At 34.7% G+C, this 15,440-nt stretch carries 15 protein-coding genes, 1 pseudogene and 1 riboswitch; of the genes and pseudogenes, 7 read left to right on the top strand and 9 right to left on the bottom strand.

Annotated features, from left to right (window positions below; genetic code table 11):
- Positions 1-104: 104 nt before the first annotated feature.
- Genes M1D73_RS04035 through M1D73_RS04025 form a run of 3 tightly spaced genes read left to right on the top strand, consistent with a single transcriptional unit; the run spans position 105 to position 3,912 of the window.
- Positions 105-1,481, top strand: a complete 1,377-nt coding sequence (locus M1D73_RS04035) for a sucrose-specific PTS transporter subunit IIBC (RefSeq protein ID WP_000367320.1) — start codon at positions 105-107, stop codon at positions 1,479-1,481.
- Between the two features lie 17 nt (positions 1,482-1,498).
- The gene (gene scrB, locus M1D73_RS04030; RefSeq protein ID WP_086408021.1) at positions 1,499-2,974 is read left to right on the top strand and encodes a beta-fructofuranosidase; all 1,476 of its coding nucleotides are present in this window, start codon (positions 1,499-1,501) and stop codon (positions 2,972-2,974) included.
- Positions 2,971-3,912: a carbohydrate kinase family protein gene (locus M1D73_RS04025; protein ID WP_001246640.1), complete on the top strand. Its 942-nt coding sequence runs from the start codon at positions 2,971-2,973 to the stop codon at positions 3,910-3,912. Before scrB ends, M1D73_RS04025 begins: the two co-directional genes overlap by 4 nt.
- 13 nt (positions 3,913-3,925) lie before the next feature.
- Here the strand turns inward: M1D73_RS04025 and M1D73_RS04020 are convergent, their stop codons facing one another.
- The 3 genes from M1D73_RS04020 to M1D73_RS04010 form a co-directional block, all read right to left on the bottom strand.
- A complete protein-coding gene (locus tag M1D73_RS04020; RefSeq protein ID WP_000834195.1) occupies positions 3,926-4,177 on the bottom strand; it encodes a hypothetical protein in 252 nt (83 codons plus the stop codon).
- Positions 4,178-4,280: 103 nt separating this feature from the next.
- Positions 4,281-5,042, bottom strand: a complete 762-nt coding sequence (locus M1D73_RS04015; protein WP_025921749.1) for a L,D-transpeptidase — start codon at positions 5,040-5,042, stop codon at positions 4,281-4,283.
- A gap of 66 nt (positions 5,043-5,108) precedes the next feature.
- A complete protein-coding gene (locus tag M1D73_RS04010) occupies positions 5,109-5,975 on the bottom strand; it encodes an SDR family oxidoreductase (protein WP_001136261.1) in 867 nt (288 codons plus the stop codon).
- A 202-nt stretch (positions 5,976-6,177) separates the two neighbouring features.
- Here M1D73_RS04010 and M1D73_RS04005 point away from each other — a divergent pair, with 202 nt between their 5' ends.
- The 4 genes from M1D73_RS04005 to M1D73_RS03990 all read left to right on the top strand — a co-directional run bounded on the left by M1D73_RS04005 (position 6,178) and on the right by M1D73_RS03990 (position 11,337).
- Entirely contained in the window at positions 6,178-7,479 is a 1,302-nt protein-coding gene (locus M1D73_RS04005; RefSeq protein ID WP_121868522.1) for an NCS2 family permease, read from the top strand.
- An 88-nt stretch (positions 7,480-7,567) separates the two neighbouring features.
- A riboswitch (SAM riboswitch) is annotated at positions 7,568-7,673 on the top strand.
- Positions 7,674-7,761: 88 nt separating this feature from the next.
- A complete protein-coding gene (locus M1D73_RS04000; RefSeq protein WP_086408022.1) occupies positions 7,762-8,874 on the top strand; it encodes a sugar ABC transporter substrate-binding protein in 1,113 nt (370 codons plus the stop codon).
- Positions 8,871-10,358, top strand: a complete 1,488-nt coding sequence (locus tag M1D73_RS03995) for a sugar ABC transporter ATP-binding protein (RefSeq protein WP_002164630.1) — start codon at positions 8,871-8,873, stop codon at positions 10,356-10,358. Before M1D73_RS04000 ends, M1D73_RS03995 begins: the two co-directional genes overlap by 4 nt.
- Complete coding sequence (locus M1D73_RS03990; RefSeq protein WP_086408023.1) at positions 10,342-11,337, top strand: ABC transporter permease; 996 nt, start codon at positions 10,342-10,344, stop codon at positions 11,335-11,337. The genes M1D73_RS03995 and M1D73_RS03990 overlap by 17 nt, the downstream gene beginning before the upstream one ends.
- Positions 11,338-11,362: 25 nt before the next feature.
- On the opposite strand, the gene M1D73_RS03985 is transcribed toward M1D73_RS03990, so the two are convergent.
- From M1D73_RS03985 to M1D73_RS03960, 6 genes and pseudogenes are all read right to left on the bottom strand, one after another.
- Positions 11,363-11,635, bottom strand: a complete 273-nt coding sequence (locus M1D73_RS03985) for a sugar ABC transporter ATPase (protein WP_086408024.1) — start codon at positions 11,633-11,635, stop codon at positions 11,363-11,365.
- Between the two features lie 55 nt (positions 11,636-11,690).
- Complete coding sequence (locus M1D73_RS03980) at positions 11,691-11,918, bottom strand: hypothetical protein (RefSeq protein ID WP_002195168.1); 228 nt, start codon at positions 11,916-11,918, stop codon at positions 11,691-11,693.
- A gap of 8 nt (positions 11,919-11,926) precedes the next feature.
- Positions 11,927-12,577, bottom strand: coding sequence for an ABC transporter ATP-binding protein (locus tag M1D73_RS03975; protein ID WP_086408025.1), 651 nt, complete (start codon positions 12,575-12,577; stop codon positions 11,927-11,929).
- Positions 12,578-13,811, bottom strand: a pseudogene (locus M1D73_RS03970) (ABC transporter permease). It abuts the gene before it with no gap.
- Positions 13,812-13,820: 9 nt separating this feature from the next.
- Positions 13,821-14,894 (bottom strand): ABC transporter permease, encoded by a 1,074-nt coding sequence (locus M1D73_RS03965; RefSeq protein WP_000280225.1) that lies wholly within the window; start codon positions 14,892-14,894, stop codon positions 13,821-13,823.
- Between the two features lie 81 nt (positions 14,895-14,975).
- Positions 14,976-15,359, bottom strand: coding sequence for a hypothetical protein (locus tag M1D73_RS03960; RefSeq protein ID WP_121868523.1), 384 nt, complete (start codon positions 15,357-15,359; stop codon positions 14,976-14,978).
- Positions 15,360-15,440 lie beyond the last annotated feature (81 nt).

The raw sequence follows: 15,440 nt of genomic DNA, 5'->3' as shown, positions 1-15,440 counted from the left end.
CACATTTTAAAAACAGGATTTTCAACATCATTTCCCTGTTTTTTATTTTAACTTATTACGGAACCGGTTCCATAAAAGAGAATTTATAGTAAGGGGGAATTTTTATGGATATGAAACAAATTGCAACTCAAGTAATACAGAATATTGGTGGAAAGGAAAACATTGTTCGTGCCACACATTGCGCGACTCGCCTTCGTCTTATATTAAAGGATGATACGAAAATAAACGCTGCAGAAATCGAAAACATCGATGGAGTAAAAGGTGCTTTTGCAACGACCGAGCAATATCAAATTATTTTTGGAACTGGCATAGTAAACAAAGTATATGATGAATTCTCAAAACTAATTGGAATAGCCGAACTAGATTCTACAACATCAAACGATATACCTAAGAAAAAAATGAATCCTATCGCCCGCCTAGCAAAGACACTATCTAATATTTTTGTTCCAATTATTCCAGCTATCGTTGCAAGCGGTTTACTTATGGGTCTACTCGGAATGTTGAAAGCGTTTAAATTAGTTCCTGGAGATCACTCACTTATCCAATTACTTGATATGTTCTCAAGTGCAGCTTTCATCATTTTACCCATTTTAATTGGAGTTAGTGCCGCTAAAGAATTTGGTGGAAACATTTTCTTAGGTGCAGTTGTTGGTGGTATATTAACTCACCCAAGCTTAACAAATCCTTGGACTCTTTCAAATGCAAAACCCACAGTTTTACATTTCCTTGGTATGGATATTGATATGATTGGCTATCAAGGTACTGTTTTACCTATTTTATTATGTGTATATGTTATGAGTACAATTGAAAAAGAACTTCGAAAACGTGTTCCGAACTCTTTAGATTTATTAGTTACACCATTCTTAACAATTATTATAACTGGCTTTTTATCACTTATTATTATCGGACCAATTGGATATAAAATCGGTGACGGCATTACGTACCTTTTAAATACAATTTATCAATTTGCAGGACCAGTAGCTGGACTTATATTCGGTGGATTGTATTCAACAATTGTTCTTACTGGCTTACATCATAGCTTCCACGCTATTGAAGCGGGCTTACTCGCAAATAAAGATATCGGTGTCAATTTCTTACTCCCTATTTGGTCAATGGCGAACGTTGCACAGGGCGGTGCTACTTTAGCTGTCTATTTCAAAACAAAAAACAAAAAAACGAAAGAAATTGCAATTCCAGCAGCAGCTTCAGCATTTTTAGGAATTACAGAACCAGCTATTTTTGGTGTCAATTTAAAACTTGGTAAACCATTTATTGCAGCAGCTATTGGCGGCGCAATTGGAGGCGCTTACGTTGTTTGGATGCAAGTAGCGGCTAATGCATACGGTTTAACAGGTATTCCGATGCTTACAATTGTTGCACCTCTTGGCATGATGAACATGATTCACTATATAATTGGTTTCGCTATTGCAGTTATCACTGCTTTTGTTGCCACATTCATTTTATATAAAGAAAGTAAATAATAACGGGGTGAAAACCTATGTCAAAATATAAAACAATACTGCAATCTAATAAAGACGAATTACATTCTTTATATGAAATTGCAAACCAAGATTCATGGAAACCAATTTATCATATCCACCCACCATTTGGATTAATGAATGATCCTAACGGTGTATCATACTACAATGATGAATATCACGTTTTTTATCAGTGGTATCCATTTGGTCCCATTCATGGAATGAAGCATTGGGGGCATGTGAGGTCAAAAGACCTTATTAACTGGGAGCGTATGCCTGTAGCCATCATCCCTACTGAAAGCTATGAATCACACGGTGCATATTCTGGTAGTGCTATCGTAAAAGATGGCCTTCTTCATCTACTTTATACAGGGAACATAAAAAAGCCTGATGATTCCCGTGATGCAAAACAATGTATGGCAACAATGGATTCACAATATACGATGATGAAATATAGTAATAATCCTGTTATTGATATAATTCCTGACGGATATACAAAACATGTACGTGATCCAAAAGTCTGGAAACATAATGATATGTACTATATGTTACTCGGTGCCCAACGTGAAAATAAAACAGGAACTCTATTACTATACAAATCACAAGACCTATACAATTGGCATTTCCAAGGCGAAATTACAACAAACTTAAAAGAATTCGGATTTATGTGGGAATGCCCCGATTACTTCCAATTATCAGGGAAAGATGTACTTCTCTTTTCACCGCAAGGAATTGAAAAAGACGGAGAAAACTTTCACAATGTATACAATGTCGTTTATGCTATAGGCCATTTCGATATTAAAAATTTATATTTCCATGTTGATTCCTATTACGAAGCTGATAAAGGGTTCGATTTTTATGCCCCTCAAACTTTAGAAGACTCTACTAGTCGTCGCCTATTGTTTGCTTGGGCAGGATCAAGTGAAATCACATATCCTTCTGATGATTATATGTGGGCTCATTGCCTAACACTTCCACGTGAATTAACATTAGAAGATAACATCTTAAAACAAAAACCAGTTTCAGAATTAACAAAACTACGAACAACAAAAAAAGACATTTCAGGAGATATAACAGCTGGATTAAATGTATTATCAACGCTTGATGATGAAGACTCCTATGAATTAATTGTTACACTTAAAACAGAAGATGCAAAACGTTTTGGTCTTTCTCTCTTCCACAATGAGGAGGAATGTTTCCCCATTACATTTAATCGGGAACAAGGTACTATTTCTATAGACAGGGGCAACTTCTACCATCAATTTGGCGGAGAATATGGATTTGAACGCTGTAAAAAAATCGATATTCAAGATACGATAGAACTACAAATATTTGTAGATAAAAGCATCGTGGAAATTTTCTTATACGATGGTTCAACAGTCTTTACGTCCCGAGTTTTTCCTCGAAAAGACATGAAACATCATATCGCAATCTTTTCAGATGCAAAACTAAACTTTACCATCACACAATATAAGCTGAAAAGAGGGATTGTATGAGAAATGTCTTTTGTATAGGTGAACTATTAATTGATTTTGTGTGCCGAAATACTAATGTTTCTTTAGTAAACGGTTCAGATTTCGAAAAAAAAGCTGGTGGAGCACCCGCTAACGTTGCTGCTGCGATTACAAAATTAGGTGGACACGCTACATTTATGGGGCAAGTAGGAAACGACCCATTTGGTGAGTTTCTTGAACAAACTTTACAGCGTGCGCAAGTCGATACATCCATGCTCATAAAAGATAAACAAACAACACTTGCATTCGTATCCATCGATCAAGATGGCGAACGTGATTTTACTTTTATGCGTGGTGCAGATGGTGAATATCAATTCAATAGCATTGATTTATCAAAAATACAAACGAATGATTTAATACATTTCGGTTCAGCGACAGCTTTACTATCAAGCCCATTAAAAGAAACGTATTTTCAGTTGTTACAATATGCGAAAGATAAAGGCCATTTCATTTCTTTTGATCCAAATTATCGAAGTGCACTCATTACAAATACAGAACAATTCTCTCAAGATTGTCTAACCTTTATAAAACATGCACACTTCGTAAAAGTAAGTCAAGAGGAAGCTACTATGCTCTCTAAAGAGAGTGATTTACAACAAGCTGCACTCAAATTATTAAATTATGGCGCAAAAGTAGTAGCTATTACACTTGGAAAAGACGGTACCCTTCTTGCGACAAATGAAGGTCAAACTATTGTCTCTTCTATTTCCATTCAACAAGTCGATACAACTGGTGCTGGTGACGCTTTCGTTGGAGCAATGTTATATCAGATTGCCCAAAGTGAACATACACTTTCGTATCATTTCAAAGACTTAACAGCATTTATCTCCTTTGCAAATAAAGTAGGCGCTATCACATGTACAAATTACGGTGCAATTGCCTCTCTTCCATCATTAACAGATATAAAAGCATACGATTAATCGTATGCTTTTTTTACATTCCTCTCCAAAAATCATGCATAATAAAAAAGTACAAAATAACGAGAACGGCCGTCCCGCATAGGGTAATGCGCCGATATATACTCTTCTCTCCTTCCCTCGCTTTCACAAACGCCCAAATAAATCCGAAGAATAATATTAAATCAACATATGGAACATAAAAAGAAAAGACGAGAAACGCATATAAATACACGATAAATAAACAGGTCGTTACTAAGAAAACTTTAAACGCAAATTCACTTTTCATAATATAACCGCCCCCTATCTGTACTGTATTATATTCAGCAAAATACAATAGTTGCAGTTAAACTCCAAGTATAAATAAGCTACCGTCTATAATACGGTAGCCATTACGGAACATTGTATTTCCGTTTATATATATTACTTAAAATCGAAGAAGGAATTTGCTCGTAACGAACTTTCTCTCCTGTTTCATCTATAATATACGAATTGTTTCCTATATAATATATTCCATCTTTTCGTTTTGAGTACACTGGATATCTTTCATTTGGCAATACCGTTTTCACTTTCGTTAACTGTCCATTTGGTTCTTGCCAATATATATCCGCGCGGTCTACTAACGTAAGTACTCCAATTTGTTCTTTTTCTATTTTTCGACCATTCCAGCTCACAACGCGATAACCAAGTTTATTCGCTTCATATTCGGGGCTCGTATGAAAACGAGAAATGATTACTTTTGTTTGTAATTGTACTCGGTCATATAACCATTGTATATCCCTGTCATGCATACGAATACAGCCATTTGATTCCCTACTTCCAATCGTCCATTCCCGGTTCGTCCCGTGAATTGCATATTCATTCTTATCTAGTCCAAGCCACCTCGTACCAAGAGGGTTATTCGGTGCACCCCCAGGTATTTTTTTTCGATGGTATTCTTTATTTTTAAATTTAGTTATAATACAAAAATTACCTTCAGGCGTAGGTGTACGATCTCTTCCAGTCGTTACTGGAAATGTTTTTGTGTAATTTCCATTTTCAAAAAAAGACAACTGGTTCGTCGTAAGATTTACTAATATTAAATGATCTGTATTAGCAAAAGCACTAACCGGTAGGATGAAAAATAATAGTATGATGAAACATAACTTTTTCAGCTATATCCCCCCTAGCGCTCCCTATAATAAGTGGAATTAACATTACTTTGCTCTTATAAATGAAAACTATCCATTTACAATAACGCCCCCATTTACATGTATCATTTGCCCAGTAACATAGGATGAATCACCAGATGCCAAGTATACGTATGCCGGCGCTAATTCATATGGTTGACCAGGCCGTTGCATCGGGACATTGCTCCCAAACTGAGAGACTTTCTTCTCATCAAAGCTCGATGGAATAAGCGGTGTCCAAATCGGGCCTGGTGCAACACCATTTACCCGAATCCCTTTTTGCACTAACGATTGAGAAAGTGATCTTGTAAAAGCTACGATTGCTCCTTTCGTTGCGGAATAATCAATTAACGTTTCATTTCCTTCATATGCAACGATAGATGCCGTATTTATAATGACATCCCCTTTCTTCAAATGAGAAAGGGCTGCTTTCGTAACGTGAAAATAAGAAAAAATATTAATACGAAATGTTTTTTCTAGCTGTTCTGCTGTAATATACTCTAGCCCTTGCTGCGGATATTGCTGTGCAACGTTATTCACTAAAATATTTAAACTACCTAACTGCCGGGCGGTTTCTTCCACAATATCTTTACAATGCTGTTCATTACTCAAATCCCCCGGCAACAATACACACTTTACACCTTCTTTTTCAACACGTTGTTTCGTCTCATTTGCATCTTCTTCCTCATCTAAATAAGCAATCGCAACATTTGCTCCCTCTTTTGCAAAAGCGATGGAAACTGCTCGTCCAATTCCGCTATCTCCTCCCGTAATTAACACATTCTTCCCTTTTAACTTTTCACTTCCTTTATAGTTTGCATCTTCAAACTGCGGAAGGGGGCTCATTAATGATTCAATACCTGGCTGCTTATTTTGATGTTGCGCAGGCATTGTTATAAAGTTTTTTTGCTGTGGCATAGCTGCTTTCAACTCCTTTTCCTTAGCATGTGCACAATAAAAAGCTGAAATTCACACATCGTTTTACGATTAATATTCGAATTTAAGACACAAAATATGAATTGTTATAAACTTTTTATGCAAAACTATTGCAAAATAGATAAAAAACGAATATTATATATAACTGTTGTGAAAATTATTCGTAAACAGAAAGGATGTTTATATGTTTAACCTTTCAAAACATAAAACTTCTATTAAAACTGAAATTATGGCAGGTATTATTACCTTCTTAACAATGGCATATATCATTGTCGTAAACCCTGTTATCCTTGGAGATGCAGGTGTTCCATTTGAACAAGCATTTACAGCAACAATTATCGCTGCTGTTGTCGGAACATTATTTATGGCAATCTTTACAAACTTACCAATCGCAATCGCGCCAGGTATGGGATTAAATGCTTACTTCTCTTACTCTGTTGTAAAAGCGCATGAAGGCATGACTTTCGCAATTGCATTCTCTGCTGTATTCGTAGCAGGTATGATTTTAATTTTGCTATCATTTACATCTTTCCGTACAAAATTAATGGAAGCAATTCCTGAAAACTTAAAACATGCAATTACTGCTGGTATCGGGCTATTTATCGCCTTTATCGGTTTACGTTTAACAGGTATCGTTACAAAAAATGATGCAAACTTAGTTGGACTTGGTGATCTTCACTCTGCTCCAGTACTACTAGCATTAGCTGGACTTGGAATTACAATTGTCCTTATGTCTTTAAATGTAAATGGCGCACTATTTATCGGGATGCTATTAACTGGTATTATCGCTTTCTTCACGGGACAATTATCATTCTCAAACGGTGTTACATCAATGCCTGGTTTACCAGAAGGAATTATCGTTTCAAATCCAATTACTGCTGTATCTGACGTAATTAACTACGGATTATACGGCGTTGTATTCTCATTCTTCCTTGTTACACTATTCGATACAACAGGTACATTACTTGGCGTTGCACAACAAGGTGGATTTATGAAAGACGGAAAGCTTCCAAAAGCAGGACGAGCTCTTCTATCTGACTCATTCTCAGCAACTATTGGTTCTATGTTCGGAACGACACCATCAACAGCTTACATTGAATCATCTGCTGGTGTTGCAGCTGGTGGTCGTACTGGTTTAACAACTGTTACAGTAGCGGTTCTATTCACACTAGCAGCATTCTTCGGCCCATTAGTAAGTGCTGTTTCTGGTGTATCAGCTATTACTGCACCCTCATTAATTATCGTTGGTAGTCTTATGATGGGTTCAGTTCGCCACATCGATTGGGACGCATTTGATGAAGCATTCCCAGCATTCTTAGTAATCTTAAGCATGCCACTTACATCAAGTATCGCAACAGGTATCGCACTTGGATTTATTTCATACCCACTTATGAAAGTGGCAAAAGGTAAATTCCGTGCTGTTCACCCACTTGTATATGTATTTGGAATTTTGTTTGCTTATCAATTGATATTCTTACCACATTAAAATCCCTCTTCCTGAGGGATTTTTTTATAAATACTGTTTGACAATACCATTCGTTTGTGGAATAATTCAAAATAGTTAAATATCGGATGTCTTATCAAGAGCAGGTGGAGGGATGAGCCCTACGAAGCCCGGCAACCGACCCATTTATGGGCACGGTGCTAATTCTTACAACACATTGTGTTGAAAGATAAGAGTAATATGATAAGGCGTCTTTTCTATATGAAAAGGCGTTTTTTATTTTCACTCCCTCCTCTCTCTTTTTAGTTTAGGAGGGATTTTTTTATGAAAAAATTATGTTCCATCGTACTTATTTTTCTCTTATTTACATTAGCAGCTTGTACAAATGAACAAGATACTATCTCTTCACAAAAGCAACAAACTGTGAGAAAGGCGACTACAACGGTAGAAAATCAATTACAAACAGAAATTCCAAGCCAAATGAAGAAGCCATTAAAAATCGCATTAATTATGCAAATGTCCATCGGAACTTTTTCCTCTCAATATATTGAGGGTGTCAAAAAACAAGTTGAGCTATTTGGCGGCAGTGTACAAGTCTACAATTCTGATAACGATTTAGCAAAAATGGCTGCAAATTTAGATACTGCTATTAATTCAAAAGTGGATGGTATTTTAATTGATCATGGCCGTTCTGAAGCACTAAAACCTGGAGTAGAAAAAGCGTTACAAGCGAACATTCCCGTAGTTGCGTTCGATAACGATCTACGCTTGCCAGGTGTGACAATTATTGATCAAGATGACTATAGTCTTGCATGGAAATCATTAAAAACATTAGCGGAAGATTTGAATGGACAAGGAAATATCGCAGTTGTATGGGTCGGCGGATTTGCTCCAATGGAACGTCGCAATGTTATCATTGATGCTTTTTATAAACGGTATCCAAATATAAAAGAAATCGCAAGATTCGGTACTGCTAGTAATAACACGCCACTCGATACACAAACACAAGTAGAAGCTTTACTAAAGAAATATCCGAAAAAAGGCGATTTACAAGCTATTTTCGCTTCGTGGGATGAGTTTGCTAAAGGGACTGTTAAAGCACTTGAACAAGCTGGTCGTACAGATATAAAAGTATATGGCATTGACTTAAGTAATGAGGATTTACAACTCATGCAAAAAGAAAACTCACCTTGGACTGCTACAGCTGCAACTGATCCAGCTGAAGTAGGTAAGGTTCAAGTACGATTTTTATACAAAAAAATTGCTGGTGAACAAACGCCAGATATTTATTCACTAGAACCTTATTTAGTAAAGAAAAATAGTTTACCAAAAGAAAATATAACAATGGATCAGTTATCAAAATATATAAACGGTTGGGGAGACTCAAAAGATGCATATTCCCCTTGGATGAAAAAATTAGAGAAGGAGAAAAAATGATGACGTTCTCTCTTCAAAACATTACACATTCTTATCATGTCGCTACACCTGTTCTAGAAGATGTTTCTATTCATATTCAAAAAGGAAAAGTACACGCTTTACTAGGCATGAACGGTGCAGGAAAAAGTACTTTACTAAAAATAGCAACTGGTGAAATTCAACCAGTTGTTGGCGATATAAAAATTGATACTCAGTCTGTTTCCTTTACTTCACCGCGCGATGCAAAAAAGCATGGCATTTCTTTCGTAACACAAGAAGTAGATCACGGACTTATTCCCGGATTATCTGTATTAGAAAATGTACTAATCGATCATTTAGCAATGCAAAATAAAGTACTATTTTCAAAGTCCAAATTAGTCGCACTTGCTAAACAACATTTGCAAACTGTACAGGTAAATTTAAATGTTTCGGAAGATGTTTCAAACTGTTCATTACATGAAAAACAATTACTTCTTATCGCAAGAGCTTTATCTAACAATACAAATTACCTTTTATTAGATGAACCTACTTCTTCTCTTGGACCAAAAGAAGTTGAAACCTTTGGGAAACTATTAAAAGATTTAACATCAAAAGGAATTGGCATCCTTTTAGTTTCTCATCGTTTATCAGAGATTCGAAATTTCGCGGATGATGTAACTGTATTACATAACGGTCAAGTTGCCCTTTCTGAAACCATTACAACGATTACAGATCAACAAATTGTGGAAGCGATGACTGGAAAACAACTTACACTTCCTATTAATACAGCACCAAAAACCGGGAGCGAGGAACTATTTAAAGTACAAGAGCTTCTATTACACGAAGGTCATTCTCCCCTTTCTCTTACAATACGAAAAGGAGAAACTGTTGTGATATACGGATTAATTGGAAGTGGAAAAACAACACTTGCTGAAACGTTATTTGGTGCTCTTCATACTTATCACGCAGAAATAGCCGGTCAAAAACTAACGATTAAAACACCACGAGATGCGATTAAAGCGAAAATCGCACTTGTACCAGAAGAAAGAAGAAAACAAGGCGTATTTCTTTCGGAAGATATTATAAGTCACACAAATTTACATCAATCAGGTTGGAAACGAAAACAAACCGAATTAAATGATGCTACTACAGCAATTTCTTCTTTCGGTATTTCACCAAATGACCCAAAGGCACTTATTCATTCACTTAGCGGTGGAAACCAACAAAAAGTCTCAATTGCAAAGTGGAGTGGATTCAAACCTAATCTATTTCTTTTAGACGAGCCAACTAAAGGTGTAGACATCGCTGCGAAACAAGACATTTTTCAATTCATTCGCAACATTACAGAAAACGGAAGTTCCGTAATTTATTTCACAGGAGAACAAGATGAAGCGTTGCATATCGCTGATCGCATTCTTATACTGGCAAACGGAGAATTTGTAGGTGAATACTTACCAAGCGAACTATCTCCTGAACAGCTTTTACATTTATCTGAAGGGAGCTATTCCATTGAATCTCGTTCATAAAACGAAAACTAAGAAACTATATTTACCTACTCATCTTTTTTATCAATTTAGTACAATTGCTATTATTATAGGTGTTACAATTTTTTTCTCTATCGTCAATGACTCTTTTTTAACATATAACAATATTAGTGATATTTTACGTTCTATCTCCATCGTAACGTTACTTGCAATCGGCGTTACCTTTACATTGATTGTAGATGGGTTTGATTTATCAGTCGGCTCTACCGCTAGTTTAGCAACAATTGCAGCTGCTTCTTGTCTCGTTTTATATCGACAAGAACTATTAGTTACACTCCTTGTTCCTATTCTTTGTGGATTATTAGTTGGATTATTAAATGCACTACTCGTTATCCGAATTAAACTACCTGATTTACTAGCTACATTAAGTATCATGTATATCGTCAATGGACTACACTTAACATTTTCAAAAGGATCTTCAATTTATGAAGGAATGTCCGGTGCAACAGGACATTTTATTCCATCTTTTTTATTTCTCGGTCAAGGTTCCGTCTTAGGAATTCCAGTCCCTGTCATTATCATGCTTACTGTCGTTTTAATTGCACATCTATTTTTAGAAAAAACAACGTACGGTCGTTTCTTTTATATGACTGGTGGGAATCGAGAAGCTGCTAGATTAGCCGGTATTCCTACTGATCGTTACCGTGTATATGCTTATATGATTAGTGGTTTACTAGCTTCTATTGGCGGCATTATTCTATGCAGCCGCGTTGGAACAGGACAAGTTTCAGCTGGTGCTCCATTATTAATGGATGCAGTCGCAGCTGCCTATATCGGTTACGCAATGTTCGGTGCCAAGAAACCAAATATAGTCGGAACATTCCTCGGCTCGGTATTAATTGGAATTATATTAAATGGACTCACAATGATGAACGTCCCTTATTATGCACAAGATATTATTAAAGGCAGCATTTTAATTACAGCTTTAGCCTTTTCATTTATTAAAAAGAAGCGTAAATAAAAAGTAGAGCATCGAATTCGATGCTCTACTTTCCCTTTGCAACAATCACACGAACTACTTTCAAAACAAGAAGTAAAAGACCGTTCACTATCGCTGCAACCCCTAAAGAGACCGATATCATCAGCTCTCCCATTCCATTATTCAATACAAACATAGCAGAAGAAATGAAAGCCAAAATAAACAATACTAACGTTGGTATATATTTAATAATAGGCTTCTTATATGACTTTTGTGAAAGAAGAAACGTAATTACCAACGTCATAATGAAAACAAAATATACTACAAATAAGAAAATCACACGAAAGCCTCCACTATTCCTAAACTATGAAAAAGATAACAGCAATTAAAAATTATTAATATTTCTCATTCATCTGTAATTCTTTACTATACTTTTGAATGGAAACTGACGAAACAACCATTACCATTCCTACACTAAATCCAATAAGCTGATCCAGTAGCATCTCATCATGTATGAGCCAGCGAAGTAGAAATACCCCTCCAAAAATAAGCATTGCAGTAAATCCGGTATGCCTAAGTCCTTTATATACATTTTCCATATGTATCACCTCTTCACATAACATTATCCATATTATACCATACAACCATCAAGTAACCTTATCGTCCTCTGACAATATGCAGCTACCTTTTGATCATGTGTAACAACTAGCACTGTTTTTCCTTCTTTATTAATCTCTTGTAAAATACTCATAATTTTTTCCCCATTTTCTTGATCAAGAGCACCAGTCGGTTCATCAGCAAGTATAATTTTTGTATCTTGTGCTAAAGCCCTTGCTATTGCTGTTCTTTGCTGTTCTCCTCCTGATAACTCGTAAGGATATTTGTTAATATGCCTCTCAAGCCCTACCATTTTCAGCATTTCTTTTGATATTTGCATACGTTTCTTATGAGAAATTCTTCTATATACAAGTGGAAGCATTACATTTTCAATAATCGTATAATCATCGAGTAGCGAAAAGTTTTGAAACACAAATCCAACTTCCGTGTTTCTATACTTATGATAGTTTTGCTTTAATGTACTCGTATCCATTCCATCTAAAAAATACTTTCCAGCAGAGGGGGTATCGATTAAGCCAATAATGTTAAGGAGAGTAGACTTCCCCGAACCAGAGGGGGCCATAATGGCTATCATTTCGCCTTTTTCTATTGTAAGATTAATATCTTTTAAAGCACTAAAATTATTCTTTCCAAAGCCCTTAGCCACATTTGCGAGCTGAATCATCTATAACACCTCTTTCATATATGTATTTTTTATTTTTAGTACATTGAAATAAATGATTGCATATATAACGAGGATCATTACAAGTGATAAAGCACCTATAACAACCAATGATTCTATAGAGACTTTTAACGTTCCAAAGAAAGATACTATACTATTTTCTAGCCCTTTCTGAATTTCAATTACTCCGCTATTCTCCCATTGAAAATACATTATTCCTATACATATCGCTAAAACGAATAGCAACATATACTCAATAATAAATGGAAGACATATTTGAAAAGTGCTTGCACCTAACGCTGATTTAATAGAAATATTTTTACGTTCCATATAAAGTGCTGCCATTGATGTCAATACAATAGATAGAAATGAAAAAAATAAGACTGTACTGCTTAATAATAAGGGGTATGACATATTATCAATACCTTGTTTTTCATTTTCTAACAATTTATTCGGATTTGTAACATAATACGAATAACCCTTACCTTCCGTTACCTTTAATACTTTCTTTTGAAATTCATTTATATTTATCTGCTCCTTTGTTTCTATAATTAACCCATTGTATAAAAGTTCTACACTATAGAACTCTATTTCTTCTGTTCCAATTGGTAAAATCGCCATGTCATCTAATAATGTAATACGATTATCCGATATTTCACCACTTCGAGGATATGTAAATGGTGAATTTTTTTTCTAAAAAGCCAATTACTTTTAGCTTCATTTTTCCAGATGGTATAACATCACCAATAGATACCTTTTCTATATAATTAGCCCCTAATATAACAGGTCTAATATCAAATACTGATTTATGAAATTCCGATTCCTCAAAATATCTGCCTTGTGAAATTCGTATATGAAAGTACTTATTAATATCTTTATCAACAATAAGAGTCTTTATCGTTCCATTTTCTTTTTTTAAACTAAGTGAATAGTTACGGAACAAATAATTTGTTTTATTTGTTATTGGTATCGTATTAGATAACCCTTGCATGAAATGTTGATAATCATTTTTTGCTTTTTCTTCGCTAAACAATGTTATATCTTGCGTCGCATTAAGTTCATAAAAATTTTTATGAGTCGATAAATTATTTGCTACCGTCATCATTTTTCGATATCCCGAAAGATTACTAACAAATTCTATTGCTGAAGAAAATGCAATAATTAAAGAAATTACTATAATCAAACTTGGTAATAACCGTTTTTTCACAGACCGTATAGAATCAAATATAAAAAACATGAAGACCTCCTACGTTCTTAAATGTTTTCCGGGATATATATTTATAATGTGCTTGATTGGAATTACAGTAACAAACATTGTAAGAAAAATTATAAAAACAATATTACATACCAATACATATGGTGTTAACGGTTTTAATAAGTATGTCTGAAAATACGTATGAATTGTTCCAGAAAACATTTCTAACACCAGAAAAACCAACAGCATCGCCACTAGAGAAATAAACAAAATTTGAATATATAGTTCGCAGTAAATAGATATATTAGAAGCACCTACTGCTTTTTTTAATGAAATCTCTCTTTCTTTTTTATAAATCCAAAATAAAACCGCAGAAATGCCAGAAACAATTGCAACAAGAATGAATTTATAATAATACTTATTTGCTGGATCTATATGTGTCACATGTAGTTCCTGAAGATCTCGTTCATTCAGTATTTGAACATCTCCCGAAAGCACTTCTTTACTCCTATCCATAAACTTTTTTATTTCGTTATGAATAGATGATGTAGGATTAACAACTGTTAATTGTAATTGTTTACTCGCGATAATACCTTTTTTAGATATAGTAGGTAAGTTTTGAAGTGGAACGTATATACCTGCTACACCGACGTCACTGTCTTTTCTTGATATAGTTCCTATTTTTTTATATGTATCATCAAATTCATATAACTCCTCTACATTCGTTTGATCGCCAACAACCATATTGTTTACATTTTCACGATGAAAATATTGTCCTTCAGAAATATATGGCTTCCAATAATAATCATCTTTTAAGTTCACAGCTATAATCTTTGTTGCCCCTGAACTATTTAATGCTTTTAAATGCTCTACATAAATATCACTTTTAACAAAAATATCTTGTATGAAAGGAATTATCTCTTCCAATTCAGTTGCATTCGCTATCGGAACAGTTAAAATTTGATTCTTCTCTGGAAAACCGATTTGAAAAGCAGATATAAAGTTTCGTTTAGATTCTGTTAAAAGTGCGGCTATTGATATAGAAAGAAAAGAAATAAAAAATGACATAAGGAGAATTAAGAAAAACAGTTTATTGCTTTTTATATTTTTAAAAGCTAGGTACATGTCTGTGCTCCTTTTAAATAAGAAGGAGATGATGAACATCTCCTTATCCAAATATTTATAAAGACAACTGTTTAATGCTTTTTACCACTGTAATCGTAAGTTACCATTACTATCAAAAGTACCTTTGTGTGTATCTTCTTGATAGTCATTATTTTCATTAGCATAATGCTCAGAGTATAGTCCTTTTGCACCAAAGGCGTTATATGCACCATTACTCACAGTTGCGTTTAATACTCTTCCAGATTCATGGGATCCTAATTTGTCTGAAGCGCTTTCAATATATGAATTATTTCCATTTGATTTAATAAAAGAAATTGCTACTGAACAACGAGATGCATTTTGATTCGTAGTAGTTTGAGCTCTATAAGATAGTAGGTTACCGCTTAGAGTTGGATAGAATGCACTTGTTGAGATTGATGTTGCTAATAATACTAAAGTCGTAATTGAAAAAACTTTTCCTTTCATTAATAATCACCTTATAAATTAAATAGTTTTGTAGCGCTACATCGTCATAATACCTCTCAAGTAAATTCTCCTCAATAAGAC

The sequence above is a fragment of the Bacillus sp. PK3-067 genome (genome assembly GCF_056738645.1).
This window is presented reverse-complemented; position numbering and strand designations above follow the sequence as displayed.

Bases quoted from the DNA above. Each gene is read 5' to 3' on its own strand.
- M1D73_RS03980 (WP_002195168.1), bottom strand. From the start codon at position 11,918: ATGTTATGTGAAGAGGTGATACATATGGAAAATGTATATAAAGGACTT.
- M1D73_RS04035 (WP_000367320.1), top strand. From the start codon at position 105: ATGGATATGAAACAAATTGCAACTCAAGTAATACAGAATATTGGTGGA.
- scrB (WP_086408021.1), top strand. From the start codon at position 1,499: ATGTCAAAATATAAAACAATACTGCAATCTAATAAAGACGAATTACAT.
- M1D73_RS04020 (WP_000834195.1), bottom strand. From the start codon at position 4,177: ATGAAAAGTGAATTTGCGTTTAAAGTTTTCTTAGTAACGACCTGTTTA.
- M1D73_RS04025 (WP_001246640.1), top strand. From the start codon at position 2,971: ATGAGAAATGTCTTTTGTATAGGTGAACTATTAATTGATTTTGTGTGC.
- M1D73_RS03960 (WP_121868523.1), bottom strand. From the start codon at position 15,359: ATGAAAGGAAAAGTTTTTTCAATTACGACTTTAGTATTATTAGCAACA.
- M1D73_RS04000 (WP_086408022.1), top strand. From the start codon at position 7,762: ATGAAAAAATTATGTTCCATCGTACTTATTTTTCTCTTATTTACATTA.
- M1D73_RS03975 (WP_086408025.1), bottom strand. From the start codon at position 12,577: ATGATTCAGCTCGCAAATGTGGCTAAGGGCTTTGGAAAGAATAATTTT.
- M1D73_RS04005 (WP_121868522.1), top strand. From the start codon at position 6,178: ATGTTTAACCTTTCAAAACATAAAACTTCTATTAAAACTGAAATTATG.
- M1D73_RS03965 (WP_000280225.1), bottom strand. From the start codon at position 14,894: ATGTACCTAGCTTTTAAAAATATAAAAAGCAATAAACTGTTTTTCTTA.
- M1D73_RS04010 (WP_001136261.1), bottom strand. From the start codon at position 5,975: ATGCCACAGCAAAAAAACTTTATAACAATGCCTGCGCAACATCAAAAT.
- M1D73_RS03995 (WP_002164630.1), top strand. From the start codon at position 8,871: ATGATGACGTTCTCTCTTCAAAACATTACACATTCTTATCATGTCGCT.